This is a genomic window from Pseudomonas sp. JV245A, assembly GCF_032424515.1.
GTDB classification, from domain to species: Bacteria; Pseudomonadota; Gammaproteobacteria; order Pseudomonadales; family Pseudomonadaceae; genus Aquipseudomonas; species Aquipseudomonas protegens.
In genome coordinates, this window is record NZ_VYKE01000101.1 from 1 (window position 1) to 20,608 (window position 20,608).

The window sequence follows — 20,608 nt, forward strand, 5'->3', positions numbered from 1 at the left end:
ACCTGGCAGTCGAAATCCAGCGGGTTGCCGGCGTTCTGCGTGCGCACCATTTCGTCGATGGATGCCGCCGAGAGCAGTTGGCGGTCCTGGTACCGGCCCTGGGCGAACAGCATGCGCACATAGCGGCTCAGGTCCCGCGGGCTGCTCCACAGGCCCTGGGCGGAAAGGTCGCGGACCAGGGCATCGCTGCTGACACCGTCTTCATAGCCTCTTGCCCGGTAGGGCTGGGCGCGGCTGTCCCCGACAAAGCTCGACTGGCTCATGCCCAGTGGGCGCAGCAGGCTCTTCTGCAACTGCTGTTCGAAATCCACGCCGCTGCTGCGCTCCACCGCTGCCCCGAGCAGGGCATAACCGAGGTTGGAGTAGGCGGTCTGGGTTCCCGGAGCGTTGCTCAGCCACAGCCCGCTGAGCTTTCCCGGCAGTTCGTCGAGGGCGTTGGGGGTGCGTGCGTCGCGCAGGTATTCGCTGGGAATGCCGCCCTGGTGGCTGAGCAGGCGGCGCAGAGTCACGGCCCGGTCGGCGGCGTTCTGGTCCTCGTGGAAGCGCGAGCGGACGTAGAACTCCCTGAGGGTGTCCTGCAGCGGCGCGTCCAGTTGCAGGCGCCCTTGTTCCACCAGTTGCATCACCGCCGTGGCAGTCAGCAATTGCGACAGGGCACCGGCGCGAAACGCGGTGTTTTCGGTCACTTGCAGGCCCCGGGCCTGGTCGGCGAAGCCAAAGCCCCGGGCCCAGATCAGTTGCTGGCCGTCCACCAGGGCTATGGATAGCCCGGGCACCTGATGTTCGGCCATCTGTTGCGGGATGTACTGCTTCAGGTAGCCGATGATGCTGGCGTAATCGCCGGGCGCGATGGGCGGCGGCGCTGGAGGCTGGCCGTTGCAGCCGAGGTTGCTCAAGAGCAGGCCCACCAGCGGCAGGCCGAGAAGTTTGCGGGACATGCAGCACCCGAGGGCCAATTGGATCAGCGGATGCTAGGGAAGGGGGGCGTGGCAGTCTTTGACAGCTTTGTCGGGAAACTGTCAAAGACTGTTAAGCCCCGGTTGCGCTCAGGCCTCCAGCCCCAGGCGCTGGTGCCACTGGGCAATCGATTCCTCGGGGTATTCGGCGAACTGCAGGTCGTGCGCCCCGGCATCGACCTCGACCCAGGGCGCCCTGGAGTCGAGCATCAGGTGGGTGTGTTGCGGCGGCACCGGCAACGGGGTGTCGATGGCCGAGGCAAAAGGGTGGATCAGCTCCGGCCATTGCGGGCTGAACAGCCACAGCCCGGAGCCGCAGCGCCCGCAGAAGTGCCGTTCGGCGCTGCTGCTGTGGGCCCGGGCGGCACCGGCGGGCTTGAGCCGAGCATGGTAGATGACGATGTGCTTGCGCCCACGTACCTTGAGGCTGGCCGCATCGCCCCCCAGGTTGATGGCGTAGCCGCCACCGCCCTGGGTCTTGCGGCAGATCGAGCAGTAGCAGCGCTGGTAGGGATAGGGATGGCGGCTGGACAGGCTGAAGTGCACGGCGCCGCAATGGCAGGAGCCCTGGAGTTGCATGGGGTACCTCCACGAATCAACGGGTGGATGGCACAGGCTAGCCGCTGTGCGAGCAGCTGTCGTGACACGGTGCTGATGAAATTTTCACATGTGGCCGGCTAAGCTGCGCGCCTCTTTGGGGAGTAACCTGCCACCGCGCCCTGCGGTGGCGCCCGTATCAACATTCTCGGCAACCTGCCGTGGTACGGGCACCGTTTCGGTTGGTGAGACCATCGACATACCTGCGCTGAAGTCGGGCGCGTGGGCATGTCGTGGACTCAAGCCCGACCGGAAGACTCAACGTGAACCCAGCCTCGATCATCTTTCTCGCCTTCGCCATGTCCACCGATGCCTTCGCCGCCGCGGTGGGCAAGGGTTCGGCCATGCTCAAGCCGCGCCTGCTGGAAGCTTTGCGCATCGGCCTGATCTTCGGCGTCATTGAAGCCATCACCCCGGTGGTGGGCTGGTTCATCGGCCAGGCCGCGACTCAATGGGTGGCCAACTGGGACCACTGGATCGCCTTCAGCCTGCTGCTGTTGCTGGGCCTGCACATGATCTACAACGGCACCCGCCAGCAGGCTGAGGCCGAGGAAGAAAAACCGCGCCAGCACGGCTTCTGGCTGCTGGCGGTGACCGGCCTGGCCACCAGCATCGATGCCCTGGCGGTGGGGGTGGGGCTGGCGTTCGTCAACGTCAACATCTGGGTCGCGGCCAGCGCCATCGGCCTGGCCACCATGACCATGGTCACCCTGGGAGTGATGCTGGGCCGCGCCATTGGCACGGTGATGGGCCAGCGCGCCGAAGTGCTGGGCGGGGTGGTGCTGATCATCGTCGGCTCGGGAATTCTCTACGAGCACCTGTCGGCTGTGGCTTGACTTCAGTATCGGCGGCGGGGCGGTTCTGCGGGCAATGCGGCCGCGCCTCGGGCCGAGGCGCGGAGCGCTCTGGCGTTACAGCGCCAGGCTGTGGATCACCTGGGTGGCGTCATCGGGGTCGATGGCGCTGCGCATGCCCAGCTGTTTTGCCAGGCGGCGCATGCTGTAGTTGGCGGCGGAATCCACCGAGTACATCTGCTGGAAACCGTTGTTGCGGGCTTCGTCGATCAGGTGCTGCATCAATAGCGCGCCGAGGCCCTTGCCTTGCCACTCATCGGCGATGGTCACGGCGAACTCGCAATGCGAGGGCTGCTCGTCGACCTGGGCGTAGCGGCTGATACCCACTTCCCGCAGTTCGCCGTTGTCGTGGACCAGGGCCACATAAGCCACCCGCTGCGGCGTGCCGACATCCATCAGTTGATTGAGCAGTTGCTCGCCCACTTCCTTGATCTCACCGAGAAAGCGCTGGTGCCGGGTGGCCGGGGAGAGGTTTTCGATAAAGGCCTTTTCCCGCTCCCGGTCCTGGGGCCGCAGCGGGCGGATCAGCACATGGCTGCCGTCGTTCAGGGCGTCGATCCAGTATTGGCCTTGCTGCGCCGGGAACGGCGGGTGGGCGAGGGTATCGAGAGCGGTGCTGGGCATGGTCAAGTCTCCGCGGAGCCAAAGGGCGGGCTGCGCACACAGCCCTGATTGGCTTCAGGTTTACTCCGCTGGCGAGGCGGGCACTTGATCGGCATCAATGTCTCTGCTTGCGCTGCCGGCCAGGGCGATCACCGGTCACGAGCCGTTCAAGCCGCCACCGCTGCTGGCGTACAGGCATTTGGCTATTAATGCTAGCGCCTAATGTTCTTTTTCCTGGCGCGTTGCCGTGAGAGCGCTGATCTACGCTCTCGAACAGCCAAGGGAGGAGTCAGGATATGGAGCATCAACAAGACAAGAATCGTTTGCAGCGGCAGGTTTCCTACATTGCTATCAGTGTTGGTCTGGCGCTTCTGGGCGGCGTTTCGAACGCCGCCCCGGTGTCGATAACCGTATCGCCCGAGGTACCCGCCGATATACCCGGGGGGGCATCCCAGGCAACGTTGGCACAGGCTGCGGCCTTCGCCTGGCAGGAGTTCATCGCTCTCAACTGGCCGGCCCTGGGCGGGCAGCGCGATGTGCCCGATATCCGCCAGCCTTTCGGCAGCCAGGGCGTGCCTCTGGTGTGGCATACGTACCGAAGCAAGGTTGAGATCTTTCCGGGCAAGGGCAGTGCCAACGTCGGCCCCCCGGGCTACAAGCCTGATGGCGATCCCAGTTATGGTTATGGCACTGCGCCAACCTATGACTACAGTTTTACCGTGCCTGCCTGCTCTGGCCAGATCGCACCCAAACTGCCGGCCTGGATCAACCTCGACGAAAGCACCCAGATCGGCCTCGACCAGATGTATGCCGGTGTTGTTCCGGCTGCTCCCACCGGAGGCAATTCCAACCCCCAGCTGGTGCGCTTCCTGGCCAAGGCCAATCAGGTGCAATACACCTACGTCGCCGCCAACCAGTTCTGGTACGCCAACCCCGCGCTGGCACAAGCCGCGCGGAACTTCTTCAACGCGGTCAAGCAGACACCTCCGACTTTCCCCAGCGCGCCGCGGGTCAACTTTCCCAGCGGCACCATTGAGGTCAAGTCCGCCTGGCGCCAGCTGGGCCCCGGCGAGGACCCCTCGCGATTCCACAGGCAGACGGTGCGCTTCTATGAGCAACCACCGGGCAAGGGCACCTGCTATTTCGAGGCGCAATGGGCGATGGTGGCGTTGCACATCATCCAGAAGACCCCCACGGCCCCGAGTTTTATCTACGCGACCTTCGAACAGGCCGACAACATCCTGCTGCCCAGTGGCAAGCCGCTTGAGGATGAGAACGGCCGCATCATCAATCCAGCGCCGGGCCCCATGCCCACCAATCCCGGGCTGAGTTACCAGGACGACCCCAACAACCCTCAAGTCAAGGCCCAGGGGGCCTTCTGCAAGCCCGGCAAGCAACTGTATCTGCGCGAGATTGCCAAAGGCGGTACTCCGGCGGGCGGCCCGATCTGCATCAACCAGCGCTATGAGCCGATTGCGGCTGACGTGATTCAGGTCAATCAGGCGGCGCATCAGGCTATCCAGAGCTATAGCCAGGCCAAGAATGTCAAGAATTCGCCCTGGCAGTACTACAAGCTGGTCTCGGTCCAGGCCCAGCCGTTCGACACCACGCAGCTATCGAAAACCGATCCCAGCCACTCTGCCGCGGTGTACTACCAGGCCAATATCATGGTTGAAACGGACTATACCCTGCAGCAATTCAGGGGCCGGATTGCTGCTAACGGTGCTCCGACTTCCTTCCAGGCCGCAGGTGCGCCACCCCCTCCGAACGTGTTCGCCCAATCCGCCGGTTCCGCCGCTGTGCATGGGGTGAACATGGGAGGCTGCATGGGTTGCCATGGCAATGCCCAGGTGGCCGGCTTCGATTTCAGTTTCATCCTCAAAGGCGGCAACGTTCGGGCTCCCGAGACGGCAGGGGCTGAGTCGGCGGCAGCGGCCAGCCAGCGTTATCTGCAATTGTTCACCCCATCTAGCACAGGGAAATAGTCATGGCACTCAACACCTTCAAGGATGTACAGAACCTGCTCGATGCCTTCGTTGCGCAGAACAACCTGCCGATCTCCGGAGCGCCTCACGGGGCCTTCTGGCAGACCTCCTACCAGTCGTTCGTGACCGGTAATGTGCCGGGTATCCAAAACCCGGAAACAGGGCAGGCGGTACCTATCCTGGTCAAAGGCGATGGCGCGCATTCCAACCTGATTTATGCCCTGAGCGGTACCCCGGGCACCCCCTGGGGGCCGGATGGGGATTTTGGCCAGATGCCCCCCGGCGGCCCCTTTCTGCCTCAGGCCCAGATCGACGAACTGAGTGCCTGGATCAGCCAGGGTTGCCCGCAATAGAAGGTTCCTGGCTGGCCGGCATCAGCGTCGCGATCAGCGCCCGCACGCTGCCGGGCAGGGCCTCCAGTTCGCGGACGATGATGCTGCGTTCGCGCACGGCCCAGCTTTCATCCAGCATCACCGTCACCAGCTGCATGGTGCGGCTGTGCCGCAAGGCCGCGGACTCGGGAATGATGCCGATGCCGACCCCGGCTTCCACCATGCGGCAGATCGCTTCGAAGCTCGACACCTGGATGCGCAGCGAGAGTTGCTTGCCCAGGCGCTCCACATGCTCGCGCAGGAAGGTCAAGAGGGTGCTGCCTTCATGCAGGCCGATGTGCTGGTAGGCCAGGGTCTGTTCCAGGGTCACCGACGCCTGCCCCGACAGCGGGTGGCCCACGGGCACCATCAGCACCAGGTGGTCGGTGCTGAAGTGCAGCACCTGCAGGCCGCTGGCTTCCACCGGGCCGGCGATGATGCCCATGTCGCTGGTGCCGTCCAGCACACCGCGAACGATGTCCCGGGACAGGCGTTCCTGCAGGTCCACCGTGACTCCCGGGCGTACCGAGAGAAATTTCGCCAGCACTTCCGGCAAGAATTCGGTGACCGCCGTGGTGTTGGCGAAGATGCGGATGTGCCCGGAAGAATCACCGCCGTACTGGGTGAATTCGCTTTTCAGGTAATCCACCTGGCGCATGATCAGCCGCGCGTGCTGCAGCAGCCGCTCGCCGGCGGGGGTGACTTCCACGCCACGGCTGTCGCGGTACAGCAGGCGGGTTTCGAGCTGGCCTTCCAGGGCCTTGATCCGCGCGCTGGCGGCCGCTGGCGAGAGGAAGGCGCGGCGCGCGCCCTGGGTCAGGCTGGGGGATTCGGCAATATGGATAAACAGGCGCAGGTCCGCCAGATCGAAATGCATGTCCGGGCTCCTGAAGGCAGGGGTAGGGGCGAATGGCGTTCAGCATAAACGAACGCCGGTTTATAGAAATGCAAATTCTCCATACGCGCCAGCCCCTTGCATGATGGCCGCCATCACCTTCGTGCCACAGGACCCTGCCACCATGAGTGCCACCGACCCCAGCGCCTGGATCGGCCGCAGCCAGCGGATCGACGACCACCTCAGCCATAACCTGCTGGCCCGCATCGGCGCCACGTTCGGCCAGCCCGCCCCGGCCCCGGGCGAGGCCCTGCCGCCGTTGTGGCACTGGTGTTTCTTCCAGCAGCCACAGCCGGCCTTGGCCCTGGGCGGCGACGGGCATCCGGCGCGGGGCGGTTTCCTGCCGCCGGCGGCCAACCGCAACCGCATGTGGGCCGGTGGCCGCCTGGCGTTTCACCGGCCGCTGCGGGCCGGCGCCGAGGCCAGTTGCACCAGTACCATCCTCCAGGTCGAGGAAAAGGCCGGGCGCACCGGCAAGCTGCTGTTCGTCACCCTGTGCCACGAATATTTTCAGGACGGCCAACTGGCGCTGCGCGAAGAACAGGACATCGTCTACCGCGAAGCGTCCCCGCCGAAAATGAGCAGTGGCGAGCTGCTGCCCGAAGGCGACTGGCACGAGCCGGTGGAGCCCACGCCGACCCTGCTGTTTCGCTACAGCGCGGTGACCTTCAACGGCCATCGCATCCACTACGACTATCCCTACGTCACCGCCACCGAGGGCTACCCGGGGCTGGTGGTGCACGGCCCGCTGATCGCCACCCTGAGCCTGGGGGCCTTCTGCCGGGCCCACCCCGAGGCGCGCCTGCGCCATTTCGCCTACCGCGGCCTGCGGCCCTTGATTGCCCCGCAGCCTTTCGAGGTCGGCGGGCGCATCAGCGCCCCTGGCCACGCCGAACTGTGGGCCGGCGACGGCTCCGGGCTGGCCCAGCGCGGCGAAGTGCAGTTCGACTGAATTCCAACAATAAGCAAAGGCGGAGTGCCGATTGATGACCCCCCATGACACTGAAGAACTCAATGCCATCCGTGAAGGCGTGCGTGCCCTGTGTGCCGAATTCGACGCCGCCTACTGGCGCGGCATCGATGAGCGCAAGGGCTTCCCGGAAGCCTTCGTCAAGGCCCTGACGGAGGCCGGCTGGCTGGCGGCGATGATCCCTGCCGAATACGGCGGCTCCGGCCTGGGGCTGGCCGAAGCCTCGGTGATCCTCGAAGAGGTGAACCGCTGCGGCGGCAACTCCGGCACCGTGCACGGGCAGATGTACAACATGTTCACCCTGCTGCGCCATGGCAGCCAGGCGCAGAAGCGCTACTACCTGCCCAAGCTCGCCAGCGGCGAACTGCGCCTGCAATCGATGGGCGTCACCGAGCCCACCACCGGCACCGATACCACCAAGATCAAGACCACCGCCATCCGCCGCGGCGACAAGTACGTGATCAACGGGCAGAAGGTGTGGATCTCGCGCATTCAGCATTCCGACCTGATGATCCTGCTGGCCCGCACCACGCCACTGGCCGAGGTGCGCAAGAAGTCCGAAGGCATGTCGATCTTCCTGGTGGACCTGCGCCAGGCCATCGGCAACGGCCTGACCGTGCAGCCCATTGCCAACATGGTCAACCACGAGACCAACGAGCTGTTCTTCGACAATCTGGAGCTGCCCGCCGACAGCCTGATCGGCGAGGAGGGCAAAGGCTTCAAGTACATCCTCGACGGCCTCAACGCCGAGCGCACGCTGATCGCCGCCGAATGCATCGGCGATGGCCGCTGGTTCATCGACAAGGCCAGCGCCTATGCCCGCGACCGGGTGGTGTTCGGCCGGCCCATCGGCCAGAACCAGGGCGTGCAGTTCCCGATTGCCGAGGCCCATATCGAGATCGAGGCCGCCGATCTGATGCGCTGGCGCGCCTGCGAGGAATACGACAGCGGGGGCAACGCCGGGGCCAGCGCCAACATGGCCAAGTACCTGGCGGCCAAGGCTTCCTGGGAGGCGGCCAACGCCTGCCTGCAGACCCACGGCGGCTTCGGCTTTGCCTGCGAGTACGACGTCGAGCGCAAATTCCGCGAGACCCGGCTGTACCAGGTGGCGCCGATCTCCACCAACCTGATCCTGTCCTACGTCGCCGAGCATTTGCTGGAGCTGCCCCGCAGCTTCTAAGGAGCCCCCATGAGCCATACCCACGATCTGGCCGGGTTCCTCGCCGGCCTGCGCTACGCCGACCTGCCGGAAAGCGTCCTGCTGCGCACCCAAGAGCTGTTCCTCGACTGGCTGGGCTCGGCCCTGGCGGCCCAGGGCGCGCACCCGATCCCCTTGTTCGAGGCCTATGCCCGGCACATGGGGCCGGCCAGTGGCCCGGCGCGCATCCTGGTCAATGGGGCCGGCAGCTCGGCGTATTTCGCCGCCCTGGTCAACGCCGCCTCCTCGCACCTGGTGGAGCAGGACGACCTGCACAACAGCTCCGTGCTGCACCCGGCCACCGTGGTGTTTCCGGCGGCGCTGGCGGCGGCCCAGGACCTGGGCAAGTCCGGCCGCGAGCTGCTGCTGGCGGCGGTGGCCGGTTATGAGGCAGGGATCCGCATCGGCGAATTCATGGGCCGTTCCCACTACCGGATCTTTCACACCACGGCCACCGTCGGCACCCTGGCCGCTGCGGTGGCGGTGGGCAAGCTGATGGAATTCGACAGCGAGCAGTTCATCAACCTGCTGGGCAGCGCCGGGACCCAGGCCGCCGGGCTCTGGGAATTCTTGCGCGACGCCGCCGACTCCAAGCAATTGCACACCGCCAAGGCCGCCGCCGATGGCCTGCTGGCCGCCTACCTGACCCGGGACGGCCTGAGTGGCGCGCGCAATATCCTCGAAGGCGAGCAGGGCATGGCGGCCGGCATGTCCCGGGATGCCGAACCGGCACTGCTCAGTGCCCGCCTGGGCAGCCGCTGGGCTCTGCTGGAAACCTCGTTCAAGTTCCACGCCTCGTGCCGCCACACCCATCCCGCCGCCGATGCCTTGCTTGAGGTGATGCAGCGCGAAGGCCTGGAACACGGGCAGATTGCCCGGGTGCTGACCCGGGTGCACCAGGGCGCCATCGATGTGCTGGGCCGGGTCCAGGTGCCGCAGACCGTGCACCAGGCCAAGTTCTCCATGGGCACCGTGCTCGGCCTGATCGCCGTTCGCGACAAGGTCGGCATGCAGCTGGACCCTGAAGTCGATGCGGCCTATCCAGCGCGCTGGCTGGGCCGGGTCGAGGTGCAGTGCGTGGACGGTCGCACCCTGCACGGCGCCATCGATGAGCCCAAGGGTGACCCGGGCAATGGCCTGTCCCGGGCCGAGCTGGAAGACAAGTTCCAGCGCCTGCTGCAGTTCTCCGGCGCCCGCACCCCGGAGCAGGGCAATGCCTTGATCCGCCGGGTCTGGGCCCTGCGGGACGCTGCCGACCTCAACTCACTGCTCTGAATGCCCGACATCGAACAGGGCGAGGACCGAACATGACTGACAACACAGCACAGCCACGGCCCCTGGACGGCATCACCGTGGTCAGCCTGGAACACGCCATTGCCGCGCCGTTCTGCACCCGCCAGCTGGCGGACCTGGGCGCCCGGGTGATCAAGGTCGAGCGCCCCGGCAGCGGCGATTTCGCCCGGGGCTACGACCAGCGGGTCAAGGGCCTGGCCTCGCATTTCGTGTGGACCAACCGCTCCAAGGAAAGCCTGAGCCTGGACCTCAAGCAGCCCGAAGCCGAGGGCCTGCTGGACAGCCTGCTGGCCGGGGCCGACGTGCTGGTGCAGAACCTGGCACCGGGGGCGGCGGCGCGCATGGGGCTGTCGTTCGAGGCGCTGCATGAGCGCTTTCCACGGCTGATCGTCTGCGATATTTCCGGCTACGGCGAAGGCGGCCCCTATGAGCGGAAAAAGGCCTACGACCTGCTGATCCAGAGCGAAGGCGGCTTTGTATCGGTGACCGGCGGCCCCGAACCGGAGCAGATGGCCAAGGCCGGTTGCTCGATCGCCGACATTGCCGCCGGCATGTACGCCTACAGCGGCATTCTTTCGGCCTTGCTGCTGCGTGGGCGCACCGGCCTGGGCAGCCGCATCGACATCAGCATGCTGGAAAGCCTGGTGGAGTGGATGGGCTACCCCCTGTACTACGCCTTCGAAGGCGCCGAACCGCCACCGCGGGCCGGCGCGGCCCATTCCACCATCTACCCCTACGGGCCGTTTCCCGCGGGTGACGGCGGTACGGTGATGCTCGGCCTGCAGAACGAACGGGAATGGGCGGCCTTCTGCGACAAGGTGCTGGAGCTGCCCGAACTGGCCACGGACGAGCGCTTTGGCGCCAACTTCAAGCGTTCGGCCAACCGCGAGGCGCTGCGCCAGATCATCGTCGAGCGCTTTGCCCGGCTCAGCGTCGCCCAGGTGATCGAACGGCTGGAGCAGGCGCAGATCGCCAACGCCCGGGTCAACGACATGCAGGGCGTGTGGCAGCACCCGCAATTGGCGGCCCGGGACGCCTGGCGCCAGGTGGACAGCCCGGCGGGCCGCCTGCCGGCGCTGTTGCCACCGGCGCGCAACAGCGCCTATGCGCCGCGCATGGACGCAGTCCCGGCGCTGGGCCAGCACAGCGCAGCGATACTCGCCGAGCTGGGCCTGAGCCCGCAAGGCATCGAGCAACTGCAGGCCCGCGGAGTCATCTGAACCCCAACCTCCCCGTAGGAGCCGGCTTGCCAGCGAAGAGGCCGCGAGATCGCCTTCGCCGGCAAGCCGGCTCCTGCAGAGGGCAGGGCAACACCGGCTCTTGCCGTAGGGGCCGGGCAGCAAGCCTGGCCGCCATTGGTCTTCCAATAACAAGGATCCGAACATGTCCAACCCCATTGTCCGCTCCGCGCTGTTCGTCCCCGGCAGCCGCCCCGAGCGTTTCGCCAAGGCCCTGGCCTGTGGCGCCGATGCGGTGATCGTCGATTTCGAGGACGCCGTCGAGGAACCCCTCAAGGTGCAGGCGCGAGAGCACCTGGGGCGCTTCCTGCTGGCGCAGCCCCAGGTGCGGGCCTGGGTACGAATCAACGCACCCGAGCACCCCCAGCACCTGGCCGATCTGGCGTTCTGCCAGGCCCATGCCGGTGTGGTGGGCATTCTCCTGCCGAAAGTCGAGAGCGCAGCCCAAGTGGCGCGGGTGGCCGCCAGCGGCCGCCTGGTCTGGCCGATCATCGAAAGTGCCCGGGGCTTGCTGGCGCTGGGCGAGATCGCCAGCGCCCCCGGGGTCCAGCGCCTGTCGTTCGGCGGCCTGGACCTGGCCCTGGACCTCAACCTCAGCAGCGGCTCGGCGGCGGCCCAGTTCGCCCTGGACCAGGCGCGGCTGGCGCTGATCCTGCACTCCCGGGCGGCGGGGCTGCAGGCGCCGCTGGACGGGGTGTTTCCCGGCATCGCCGACAGCCAGGGCCTGGCCGCCTCGGTCCGCCACGCCTACGCCATGGGCTTTGCCGGTGCGCTGTGCATCCACCCGGCCCAGGTGCCGGTGATCCACCAGGCCCTGGCGCCCAGCGCCGAGGAGTTGGCCTGGGCCCAACGGGTGGTGGAAGGCGGGCGCGAGGGTGCCGGGGCCTACCAGGTGGATGGGCAGATGGTCGATGCCCCGGTGCTGCTGCGGGCCCAGCGCTTGCTGGCGATGGCCTGAGCCTGCGCCCGGGCCGCGGCGCAGGTAGAATGGCGCGGTCTTTTTATCGAGGTGGCACCATGCACGGCTCAGCCCCATACACCTGCGGTAGCGTCCGATGAGCAGCCTGGAGCGGGCCATCGCGCTGGCCGCCCAGGCCCATGCCGGGCAAGTCGACAAGGGCGGTGCGCCCTACATCCTGCATCCCTTGCGCGTGATGCTGCGCCTGACACACCCCGAGGCGCGGATTGTCGCGGTGCTGCACGATGTCCTGGAAGACTGCCCCATCACCCCGGAGCAGTTGCGGGGCGAGGGCTTCAGCGAAGAGGTGCTGGCGGCGCTGCTGGCGCTGACCAAGGTTGCAGGCGAGGACTACCCGGCGTTCATTCGCCGCGCAGGCGCGAACCCCCTGGCGCGGCAAGTGAAGCTGGCGGATCTGGCGGAAAACAGCGACCTGTCGCGCATCCCCGAACCGGGTGCCGAAGACCTGCGGCGCCTGGAGAAGTACCGCCAGGCCACGGATTACCTGAACTCACTGGCGCGCGACTGAGCTCGTGATACCCGCGCCCAGCAGCGGCTCAGGCCTGGTCGTCGTCGCTGAGCTCGCCGGCAAACCCCCAATCGCTGCCGTCGATTTCCTGGATCACGATGTGGGTATGCTCGGGCTTCTTGCCCAGTACCCGCACCAGGGATTCGGTGAATTCCTTTACCAGTTGGGCCTTCTGCTGGCGCGTGGCGCCCTTGGTGATCTGCAGGTTGATATAGGGCATGGATCGACACTCCAGGTGATGGTGCATGGACGGGCGGCAGGGCAGCCTACGACAGCCGCTGCCCTCCTGCCAGCGGGCCTTGGTGCGTCAGTTGCTGTAGCTGGACAGCGCCACTTCGGCGGTGCGTGCCGGTGGCTTGCGCCCACGGGTGCGCCAGTGCTCGATCAGCGCCCGGCCATGGGCCAGGCCGGCCTGCAGCGCGGCTTCAGTGCTGGCGTAGTCATTGCCGTAGGGCGGGCAGGCGAAGTGCACGGAAAAGCACGGGTGCTGGCCGTGGCCGGTGAGGCGGCCGACGTAGCTGTAGCTGGAACCGGACTGATGGGGATCAAGGCTGGGAGAGCTCGGTTCACGAATGATCATCACGTAGATGTCGTGGTCGAATTGGGTGTCTTGATACCAACTGCTTGAAGAATCCATGGTCCACCTCCTTGTCCGTGAGCCTTCGCCGTGGCCGGCGTCGGCATTGTGTTCTGTGCGGGTCTAGCGGTTTGCGGGTGACGCCTGGGGGGCGTCGTGCAGCCCGGCGGGGTGGCGGAACACCCCCTCGGGCAGCCGTTTTTCCAGGGCCCGTGCGGCCCTCAGTACCAGGGCGTCGCGGCCGAAGCGGGCGACGATCTGCAGGCCGATGGGCAGGCCCGCCTCGCTCAGGGCGCAAGGCAGGCTCAACGCTGGCTGGCGGCTGAAATTGAACGGGAAGGTGGTGGGCTGCCACATGGCGCTGATCTGTTCCGGCCAGTCCGGCGGCAGCAGGCGTTCCACGGCGAAGGGTTCGACCACCGCGGCAGGGGTCAGCAGCAGGTCGTACTCACCCAGGAAAGCGTGAAGCTTGTGCGCCACCTGATGGCGCTCTTGCACCGCACAGGCGTAGTCCAGGGCATTGAGCTGGCGCGCGCGGACCTGGGCCTGCTGGAGAAAGTCCCCCACCAGATGGCGGTCCTCGGCGGGTATTTCCTGGGCCACGGCGCAGGCCACTTCCACCGGCCAGGCCCGCAGGTAGTTCGGCGCCGGGTTGCCGATGTCCGGCGAGGCCAGGACCAGGGTGGCGCCGGCTTCCTGCAACAGCCTGGCAGCGTTCAGGCAGGCTGCGGCGATCTGCGGGTCGACATGGGCGGCGTAGCCCAGGTCGGCGCTGAAGGCGATGCGCAGGCCGGCGACGCCGTCCTCGATGGAACTGAGGAAATCCCTGGGCCCATGGGGCCAGGCAAAGGGCTCGCCGGGCTCGTGCACGGCCATGAGCTCCATCAACAGGGCAATGTCGCGCACGTGGCGGGCAATCGGGCCTTCGGCGGCCATGCCGCCCGGGTCGATGCTCGGGCAGGCGGACACCAGGCCATGGCTGGGCTTGAACCCGACCACGCCGCAAAAGCTCGACGGGGTACGGATCGAACCGGCGGCATCGTTGCCTGTCGCGGCCGGGGCATAACCGGCTGCGACCCCCGCAGTACTGCCGCCACTGCTGCCACCGGCATGCAGGGCCAGGTTCCACGGGTTGCGGGTGATGCCGGTCAACGGGCTGTCGGTCAGGGGCGTGCTGCCCAGTTCCGGCAGGGTGGTCTTGGCGATGAAGATCGCCCCGGCTTCACGCAGGCGTGCCACCAGGCTGGAGTCCCGGGTCATGGCCGGGCGGTTGGCCAGGGCTCGGGAACCACTGCGGGTCTGCCAGCCCTGTACGTCGTTGTTGTCCTTGACCAGGATCGGAATGCCATCCAGCCGGCCCATGGGTTGCCCGGCGGCCCAGCGCGCGGTGGACGCCTGGGCAGCGCGCAGCGAGGCCGGGTCCTGGCGTTCGCAGAGGGCGTTGAGCTGTGGCTCGTGGCGCTCGATCTGCGCCAGCACGGCCTGCAGCACGTCCACCGGGGTGAACTGCAAGGTGGCGAAACCCTGCAGCAGCGCCTCGATCGACAGGTGCGGCAGGGCCGCTTGGCTGGAAGTGGGCAACGGCATATTCGGCTCTTTGTTCAAGCACGCCGGGCGCGGGCTGCGCCACGGCGTGGAAAGGCGGCATGGACGCCGTTGGCGGCGTCCTGGCGGGCCTTCGCAGTGAATGACTCAGCGGCCACTGGTGACCTTGACCCAGGTCCGGGTCCGGGTGCGCTCGGCCTTGGCCGGCAGCGGTGCCAGGGGGTAGAGGCGGGTCATGGTCTCGGCGCTGGGGAACAGGTCCGGGTTGTCCAGCAGCGACTGCTGGATGAACGGCTTGGAATCGGTCACGCCGTTGGGGTAGCCGACGTAGTTGCTGATGGAGGCAATGACCTTGGGTTCCATCAGGTAATTGAGGAAGGCGTGGGCGGTGTCCACGTGCTTGGCGCCGGCGGGGATGGCCACGGTGTCGATCCACACCAGGGTGCCTTCCTTGGGAATGCGCATTTCGATGTGCACGCCGTTCTTGGCTTCGTTGGCGCGGTTGGCCGCCTGCAGGAAGCCGCCGGAGTAGCCCACGGCCACGCAGATGTTGCCGTTGGCGATATCGCCCATCCACTTGGCGCTATGGAAGTAGCGCACGTAGGGACGCAGCTTGAGCAGCATGGCCTCGGCCTTGCGGTAGTCCTCGGGGTTCTGGCTGTTGGGGTCCAGGCCCAGGTAGTGCAGGGCCAGGGGCAGCATTTCGGTGGGCGAGTCGAGGAAGGTCACGCCGCACTGGCTGAGCTTCTTCAGGTTCTCTTCCTTGAACACCAGGTCCCAGCTGTTGACCGGCGCGTCGCTGCCCAGCAGCTCCTGGACCTTGTCGCGGTTGTAGCCGATCAGGTTGGTGCCCCACATGTAGGGAATCACGTAGCGGTTGCCCGGGTCGCTCTGCTCCAGCAGCTTCATCACGGCCGGGTCGAGGTTCTTCCAGTTCGGCAACTGCCCGCGGTCCAGGGGCTGGAAGGCGCCGGCGCTGATCTGCTTGCTGACGAAACCGCTGGAGGGCACCACCACGTCATAGCCGCTATTGCCGGTCAGCAGCTTGGCTTCGAGCACTTCGTTGCTTTCGAAGATGTCGTACTTGACCTTGATCCCGCTCTGGGCCTGGAAATCCTTGATGGTGTTGGGAGCGATGTACTCCGACCAGTTGAAGATGTTCACCGTGCGCTCGGGGGCGGCCTGGGCGGTGAAGGAGGCGGTCAGGGCCAGGGCGCTCAAGGAGCAGCTCAGGGCCAGGCGGGTGAGGGCGGTATGCAGCGATTTCATGCGACAACTCCATGTCTGAAATGAGCGGAACCTTCCGATGCGGTCATTCTTGGCCGGATAGGTCCCTGAGAGAATGTTGGGAACGGTCAATAGGGGATATTTAGCGTCAATCTTCAGCGCAGTCCGAGAGCGGCCCGAGCTGGCCGGCCAGCTGCCGGAAGCGCCCGGGAGCGACGCCGCTCCAGCGTTGGAAGGCGTGGCGGAAACTTGCGGTTTCCTTGAAGCCCAGGGCTTCGGCGATGCGGTAGATGGGCAGGCTGTGCTGGCCCAGCAACTGCTGGGCGCGGGCGTAGCGCAACTCGTCCAGCAACTGCTGATAGCTGGTGTCCTGGGCCCGCAGGCGCCGGCGCAGGGTGCTGGGGGAGCAGTGCACCTGGCGCGCCAGGCTGTCGAAATCCGGCACCGCGTGCAGCTGTTCATTGAGGATGCGCCGCACCTGGTCGATCCAGGTCGGCCGCGCGCTGAGCTCCTCGTTGAGGCGGATGCAGCGTTGCAGCATGTCGTTCTGGGTCACCAGGTCCGCCAGAGGCAGGCGCCGGTCCAGCCACTCCAGGTCGAAGCCGATGGCATTGCGCCCGGCATTGAACTGCACCGGGCAATTGAAGGCCTGCTCGTAGCTGTCCATATAGGGCTGGGGGCCATGCATCAGTTGCACCTGGCGCAGGGGCAGGGAGCAACCCAGCAGGTCCTGGCAGGTGACCCGGTAGGACGACATGCAGAAATCGGTGTTGAACACCTCAAGTTCGCTTTCGCTGTACTGGTCGGCGGTGAGCCAGGCCAGGCCGTCGCGGACCTCAAGGTCGAGGCGGAAGAAGGTGCCCAGCAGCAAGGGGTAGCGCAGCGCCAGGGACCAGCCTTCGCGCAGAGTGGCGCTGGTCAGCAGGGTCAGGCCGAACATGCCGTAGGCGGAAATGTGCAGGTTGCGCCCCAGCACCAGCCCCAGGTCCTGGCGAAACTGCACGGCGTTGCTGAACACGCGCATTTCCTGGCTGATATTGATCAGGCTGTTGGGCAGCTCCAGGTCCGCCAGCTGGATGCCGCTGCCCTCCAGCAGCACCTGGGCGGGTACGTCGCTGTCACGGAAGGCGTCCAGCACCGCTTGGGTGGTATGCAGGGTGGTCAAGCGAAGGGCGGTCATCGACGATCTCAGAGTGATATCGGGAGGCGTGACTTTAGGGGTTACGCGCCCGCGGTTCAATTGCCCCTTGCAGGCGCTGGCGGGGGCGGCGCAGGGCTCGGGGGCCCTTTCGCCGGCAAGCCGGTTCCTACATGGAGCGGAGCGTTCGGCGGGGGTGAACGCGGGTATCAAAAATTCGAAATTCTCTATACGCCATGCCTTAGGCACTCTTCCCTCAATCACAACAATAAAAAGGTGAAGTCCATGTTCAAGCTCTCAAGAGCGCTGTTCTGTGCCGCCGCATTGCTCGCTGCCGGGGTGGCCCAGGCCGCCGAATCCACCGGCAACCCGATCGTCATCAAGTTCGCCCACGTAGTGGCCGAGAACACCCCCAAGGGCCAGGGCGCGCTGCTGTTCAAGAAGCTCGCCGAGGAGCGCCTGCCGGGGCGGGTCAAGGTCGAGGTCTACCCCAACTCGTCGCTGTTCGGCGATGGCAAGGAAATGGAGGCGCTGCTGCTGGGGGATGTGCAGATGCTGGCGCCGTCGCTGGCCAAATTCGAGCAGTACACGAAAAAGATCCAGATCTACGACCTGCCGTTCCTGTTCGACGACCTGGCGGCGGTGGACCGCTTCCAGGCCGCCGAAGGCAAGCAGTTGCTGACCTCGATGCAGGGCAAGGGCATTCTCGGCCTGGCCTACTGGCACAACGGCCTGAAGCAGTTGTCGGCCAACAAGCCCCTGCACGAACCCAAGGACGCCCGTGGCCTGAAGTTTCGCGTGCAGGCCTCCAGCGTGCTCGAAGAGCAGTTCAAGGCGATGCGCGCCAACCCGCGCAAGATGAGTTTCGCCGAGGTCTACCAGGGCCTGCAGACCGGCACCGTCAACGGCACCGAGAACACCTGGTCGAACTATGAAAGCCAGAAGGTCAACGAGGTGCAGAAGTACTTCACCGAGTCCAACCACGGCCTGATCGACTACATGGTGATCACCAACGCGAGCTTCTGGAACGGCCTGCCGGCCGACGTGCGCGGCGAGCTGGAAGCCATCATGGCCGAGGTCTCGGTGGAGGTGAACAAACAGGCCGAGGCCCTGAACCAGCGCGCCAGGCAGAAGATCGTCGAGGCCAGGACCAGCGAAATCATCGAACTGACCCCCGAGCAGCGCCAGGCCTGGCGCGACACCATGCGCCCGGTGTGGAGCAAGTTCGAGGACGAGATCGGCGCCGACCTGATCAAGGCCGCCGACGCCGCCAACCAGCGCCACTGATACGCCCTCCCGGCCGTCCGCGGCGGACGGCCACTGCCCGTTTCGCGAGGTATCTCTATGCAGTCCCTGAGACGTATCTGGGAGCACCTGGAGGAGGGCCTGATTGCCCTGCTGCTGGCGACCATGACCCTGGTGACCTTCGTCTACGTGATGCTCAACAACATCTACACCCTGTTCTTCGCCCTGGCCGACAAATGGGCCGCCAGCAGCGCCTTCTTCAACGCTCTGGGCGACGCCACCATGGGCCTGGCCCAGGACATGACCTGGAGCGTGGCCCTGACCAAGGCGATGTTCGGCTGGCTGATCTTCTTCGGCATCTCCTATGGCGTGCGCACCGCCGGGCACCTGGGGGTGGACGCTCTGGTGCGCCTGACCCCGCGCCCGGTGCAGCGCTACCTGGCGTTGCTCGCCTGCCTGTGCTGCCTGGTGTACGCCGGGCTGTTCATGGTCGCCAGCTTCAAGTGGCTGAGCGCGATCATGGCCGCCCATATCGGCGCCGAAGACCTGGACCGCTTCGGCATCCAGGTCAGCCATATCGTGGTGATCGTGCCCATCGGCTTCGCCCTGGTGCTGATCCGCTACCTGGAAATTTTCTACCGCATCTTCACCCGACGGCAGTTCGGCCTGGGCCTGGCCGACGAGGCGGGCGAGGCCAGCAAGCTGGCGGGCAGCCATGAGGAGCGTCACTGATGGCCGTGCTCTGTCTGTTTCTGCTGCTGTTCGTGTTCATGTTCCTCGGCGTGCCCATCGCCATTGCCCTGGGCCTGTCGGGGGCGGTGTCGATCCTGATGTTCAGCCAGGACTCCCTGAGCTCCCTGGCGATCAAGCTGTTCGAGACCTCCGACGCCTACACCTTCCTGGCGATTCCGTTCTTCCTCTTGTCCGGGGCCTTCATGACCACCGGCGGCGTGGCCCAGCGCCTGATCGACTTCGCCAACGCCTGCGTCGGCCACATCCGCGGCGGCCTGGCGATTGCCGCGGTGCTGGCCTGCATGCTGTTCGCCGCACTGTCAGGCTCGTCGCCGGCCACGGTGGCGGCGGTGGGCTCGATTGCCGTGGCGGGGATGGTGCGCTCCGGCTATCCCAAGGAATTCGGCGCCGGGATCATCTGCAACGCCGGGACCCTGGGCATCCTGATTCCACCCTCGATCGTCATGGTGGTGTACTCGGCCGCCACCGAGACATCGGTGGGCAAGCTGTTCATGGCCGGGGTGATTCCCGGGCTGCTGCTGGGCCTGCTGCTGATGGTGGCGATCTACATCGTGGCCCGGGTGAAAAAGCTGCCGGCCCAGCCACGGGCCACCTTTGGCCAGTGGCTGAGTGCTGCGCGCCGGGCGTTCTGGGGCCTGTTGTTGCTGGTGATCATCCTTGGCGGCATCTACAGCGGCATGTTCACGCCCACTGAGGCGGCGGCGGTGGCGGCGGTGTACTCGGCCTTCGTCGCCCTGTTCGTGTACCGCGACATGAAGCTGCGGGACTGCCCCAAGGTGCTGCTGGAGTCGGGCCGGCTGTCGATCATGCTGATGTTCATCATCGCCAACGCCATGCTCTTCGCCCATGTGCTGACCACCGAACAGATCCCCCAGGAAATCACCGCCTGGGTGATTTCCGAAGGCCTGACGCCGATCGGTTTCCTGCTGATGGTCAACGTGGTGCTGCTGGTGGCGGGCAGCTTCATGGAGCCCTCGGCGATCGTGCTGATCCTGGCGCCGATCTTCTTCCCGATTGCCATGAAACTGGGGATCGACCCGATTCACCTGGGCATCGTCATGGTGGTCAACATGGAGATCGGCCTGGTGCACCCGCCGGTGGGCCTGAACCTGTTCGTGACCTCGGCGGTGACCGGCCTGACCCTGGGCCAGACCATCCGCGCGGCGATGCCGTGGCTGATGATCCTGCTGCTGTTCCTGATCCTGGTGACCTACGTGCCGCTGATCTCCCTGGCCTTGCCCAACTGGCTGGGCATGTAGCGCCCCCATCGCTGGCAAGCCAGCTCCTACAGGCGGGCATATCCCCGTAGGAGCCGGCTTGCCGGCGAACCGCGCAGCGGCCAGTCCGCACCGGGTCAAGTGCGCGGCGTTCAGGCCGTCGGCACGCGCCACAGGTACCAGGCAGCAGTGGTGCGCCAGGGGCTCCAGGCCTGGCCGATCTGGCGCAGTTGCCGGGGGCTGGGCGGTTGTTCCAGGCCCTTGAGGCGGCGATAACCTTCGCGCACGCCAAAGTCATCCACGGGCAGTATGTCCTCGCGCTCAAGGCTGTAGATCAGCAGCATCTCCACGGTCCAGCGGCCAATGCCGGGCAGCTGGATCAGGCGCTCTATCAACTGTTCGTCATCCAGGCCACGGGCGCTGGCGGCATCGGGGACGCGGCCGTCCAGGGTGGCCTGG

At 66.1% G+C, this 20,608-nt stretch carries 22 protein-coding genes and 1 riboswitch; of the genes, 12 read left to right on the forward strand and 10 right to left on the reverse strand.

What is annotated here, in order from left to right; translation table 11 throughout:
- Both F6S12_RS22485 and F6S12_RS22490 read right to left on the reverse strand, forming a co-directional pair.
- Nucleotides 1–938: serine hydrolase domain-containing protein (locus F6S12_RS22485; RefSeq protein ID WP_315869341.1), on the reverse strand; the 938-nt coding region annotated here is incomplete at its 3' end.
- A gap of 108 nt (nucleotides 939–1,046) precedes the next feature.
- Nucleotides 1,047–1,535, reverse strand: coding sequence for a GFA family protein (locus F6S12_RS22490; RefSeq protein ID WP_011060937.1), 489 nt, complete (start codon nucleotides 1,533–1,535; stop codon nucleotides 1,047–1,049).
- A gap of 110 nt (nucleotides 1,536–1,645) precedes the next feature.
- Nucleotides 1,646–1,811: riboswitch (yybP-ykoY riboswitch) on the forward strand.
- Nucleotides 1,812–1,816: 5 nt separating this feature from the next.
- Here F6S12_RS22490 and mntP point away from each other — a divergent pair.
- Nucleotides 1,817–2,389, forward strand: a complete 573-nt coding sequence (gene mntP / locus F6S12_RS22495) for a manganese efflux pump MntP (protein ID WP_019093782.1) — start codon at nucleotides 1,817–1,819, stop codon at nucleotides 2,387–2,389.
- Between the two features lie 75 nt (nucleotides 2,390–2,464).
- Here mntP and F6S12_RS22500 read toward each other — a convergent pair whose 3' ends face one another.
- Nucleotides 2,465–3,031, reverse strand: a complete 567-nt coding sequence (locus tag F6S12_RS22500; RefSeq protein WP_011060939.1) for a GNAT family N-acetyltransferase — start codon at nucleotides 3,029–3,031, stop codon at nucleotides 2,465–2,467.
- A gap of 275 nt (nucleotides 3,032–3,306) precedes the next feature.
- Between F6S12_RS22500 and F6S12_RS22505 the strand changes: the two genes are divergently transcribed.
- Both F6S12_RS22505 and F6S12_RS22510 read left to right on the forward strand, forming a co-directional pair.
- Nucleotides 3,307–4,995, forward strand: a complete 1,689-nt coding sequence (locus F6S12_RS22505) for a hypothetical protein (RefSeq protein WP_053158009.1) — start codon at nucleotides 3,307–3,309, stop codon at nucleotides 4,993–4,995.
- A gap of 2 nt (nucleotides 4,996–4,997) precedes the next feature.
- The gene (locus F6S12_RS22510; protein WP_011060941.1) at nucleotides 4,998–5,348 is read left to right on the forward strand and encodes a hypothetical protein; all 351 of its coding nucleotides are present in this window, start codon (nucleotides 4,998–5,000) and stop codon (nucleotides 5,346–5,348) included.
- Here the strand turns inward: F6S12_RS22510 and F6S12_RS22515 are convergent.
- Complete coding sequence (locus tag F6S12_RS22515) at nucleotides 5,326–6,243, reverse strand: LysR family transcriptional regulator (RefSeq protein WP_123473257.1); 918 nt, start codon at nucleotides 6,241–6,243, stop codon at nucleotides 5,326–5,328. The two genes, F6S12_RS22510 and F6S12_RS22515, sit on opposite strands and share 23 nt — an antisense overlap.
- 142 nt (nucleotides 6,244–6,385) lie before the next feature.
- Here F6S12_RS22515 and F6S12_RS22520 point away from each other — a divergent pair, with 142 nt between their 5' ends.
- The 6 genes from F6S12_RS22520 to F6S12_RS22545 all read left to right on the forward strand — a co-directional run bounded on the left by F6S12_RS22520 (nucleotide 6,386) and on the right by F6S12_RS22545 (nucleotide 12,447).
- Entirely contained in the window at nucleotides 6,386–7,213 is an 828-nt protein-coding gene (locus F6S12_RS22520; RefSeq protein WP_315869342.1) for a MaoC family dehydratase N-terminal domain-containing protein, read from the forward strand.
- A gap of 34 nt (nucleotides 7,214–7,247) precedes the next feature.
- The gene (locus F6S12_RS22525; protein ID WP_011060944.1) at nucleotides 7,248–8,411 is read left to right on the forward strand and encodes an acyl-CoA dehydrogenase family protein; all 1,164 of its coding nucleotides are present in this window, start codon (nucleotides 7,248–7,250) and stop codon (nucleotides 8,409–8,411) included.
- Between the two features lie 9 nt (nucleotides 8,412–8,420).
- Nucleotides 8,421–9,704: an MmgE/PrpD family protein gene (locus F6S12_RS22530; protein ID WP_315869343.1), complete on the forward strand. Its 1,284-nt coding sequence runs from the start codon at nucleotides 8,421–8,423 to the stop codon at nucleotides 9,702–9,704.
- 32 nt (nucleotides 9,705–9,736) lie between these two features.
- On the forward strand, nucleotides 9,737–10,942 hold the full coding sequence (locus tag F6S12_RS22535; protein ID WP_015635354.1) for a CaiB/BaiF CoA transferase family protein: 1,206 nt from the start codon (nucleotides 9,737–9,739) through the stop codon (nucleotides 10,940–10,942).
- A 163-nt stretch (nucleotides 10,943–11,105) separates the two neighbouring features.
- On the forward strand, nucleotides 11,106–11,918 hold the full coding sequence (locus F6S12_RS22540) for an HpcH/HpaI aldolase/citrate lyase family protein (RefSeq protein WP_011060947.1): 813 nt from the start codon (nucleotides 11,106–11,108) through the stop codon (nucleotides 11,916–11,918).
- A 97-nt stretch (nucleotides 11,919–12,015) separates the two neighbouring features.
- Nucleotides 12,016–12,447, forward strand: a complete 432-nt coding sequence (locus F6S12_RS22545; RefSeq protein ID WP_047336567.1) for an HD domain-containing protein — start codon at nucleotides 12,016–12,018, stop codon at nucleotides 12,445–12,447.
- Nucleotides 12,448–12,475: 28 nt separating this feature from the next.
- On the opposite strand, the gene F6S12_RS22550 is transcribed toward F6S12_RS22545, so the two are convergent.
- From F6S12_RS22550 to F6S12_RS22570, 5 genes are all read right to left on the reverse strand, one after another.
- Nucleotides 12,476–12,667, reverse strand: a complete 192-nt coding sequence (locus tag F6S12_RS22550) for a tautomerase family protein (RefSeq protein ID WP_011060949.1) — start codon at nucleotides 12,665–12,667, stop codon at nucleotides 12,476–12,478.
- An 87-nt stretch (nucleotides 12,668–12,754) separates the two neighbouring features.
- Entirely contained in the window at nucleotides 12,755–13,084 is a 330-nt protein-coding gene (locus F6S12_RS22555; protein ID WP_011060950.1) for a hypothetical protein, read from the reverse strand.
- A 63-nt stretch (nucleotides 13,085–13,147) separates the two neighbouring features.
- On the reverse strand, nucleotides 13,148–14,611 hold the full coding sequence (locus F6S12_RS22560) for an amidase (RefSeq protein WP_210482184.1): 1,464 nt from the start codon (nucleotides 14,609–14,611) through the stop codon (nucleotides 13,148–13,150).
- 105 nt (nucleotides 14,612–14,716) lie between these two features.
- Nucleotides 14,717–15,838 (reverse strand): polyamine ABC transporter substrate-binding protein, encoded by a 1,122-nt coding sequence (locus tag F6S12_RS22565; protein ID WP_210456792.1) that lies wholly within the window; start codon nucleotides 15,836–15,838, stop codon nucleotides 14,717–14,719.
- 106 nt (nucleotides 15,839–15,944) lie between these two features.
- Nucleotides 15,945–16,976, reverse strand: a complete 1,032-nt coding sequence (locus tag F6S12_RS22570; RefSeq protein WP_036996300.1) for an AraC family transcriptional regulator — start codon at nucleotides 16,974–16,976, stop codon at nucleotides 15,945–15,947.
- 243 nt (nucleotides 16,977–17,219) lie between these two features.
- On the opposite strand from F6S12_RS22570, the gene F6S12_RS22575 reads away from it, so the two are divergent.
- The 3 genes from F6S12_RS22575 to dctM are packed head-to-tail and all read left to right on the forward strand — an operon-like array spanning nucleotide 17,220 to nucleotide 20,191.
- On the forward strand, nucleotides 17,220–18,221 hold the full coding sequence (locus F6S12_RS22575) for a TRAP transporter substrate-binding protein (RefSeq protein ID WP_315869344.1): 1,002 nt from the start codon (nucleotides 17,220–17,222) through the stop codon (nucleotides 18,219–18,221).
- Between the two features lie 57 nt (nucleotides 18,222–18,278).
- On the forward strand, nucleotides 18,279–18,911 hold the full coding sequence (locus F6S12_RS22580) for a TRAP transporter small permease (protein WP_011060955.1): 633 nt from the start codon (nucleotides 18,279–18,281) through the stop codon (nucleotides 18,909–18,911).
- Entirely contained in the window at nucleotides 18,911–20,191 is a 1,281-nt protein-coding gene (gene dctM / locus F6S12_RS22585) for a C4-dicarboxylate TRAP transporter large permease protein DctM (protein WP_210693838.1), read from the forward strand. The genes F6S12_RS22580 and dctM overlap by 1 nt, the downstream gene beginning before the upstream one ends.
- Nucleotides 20,192–20,301: 110 nt before the next feature.
- Here dctM and F6S12_RS22590 read toward each other — a convergent pair.
- Nucleotides 20,302–20,608 (reverse strand): DNA-3-methyladenine glycosylase family protein (locus F6S12_RS22590; protein ID WP_409999846.1); only part of this gene is annotated, 307 nt, incomplete at its 5' end.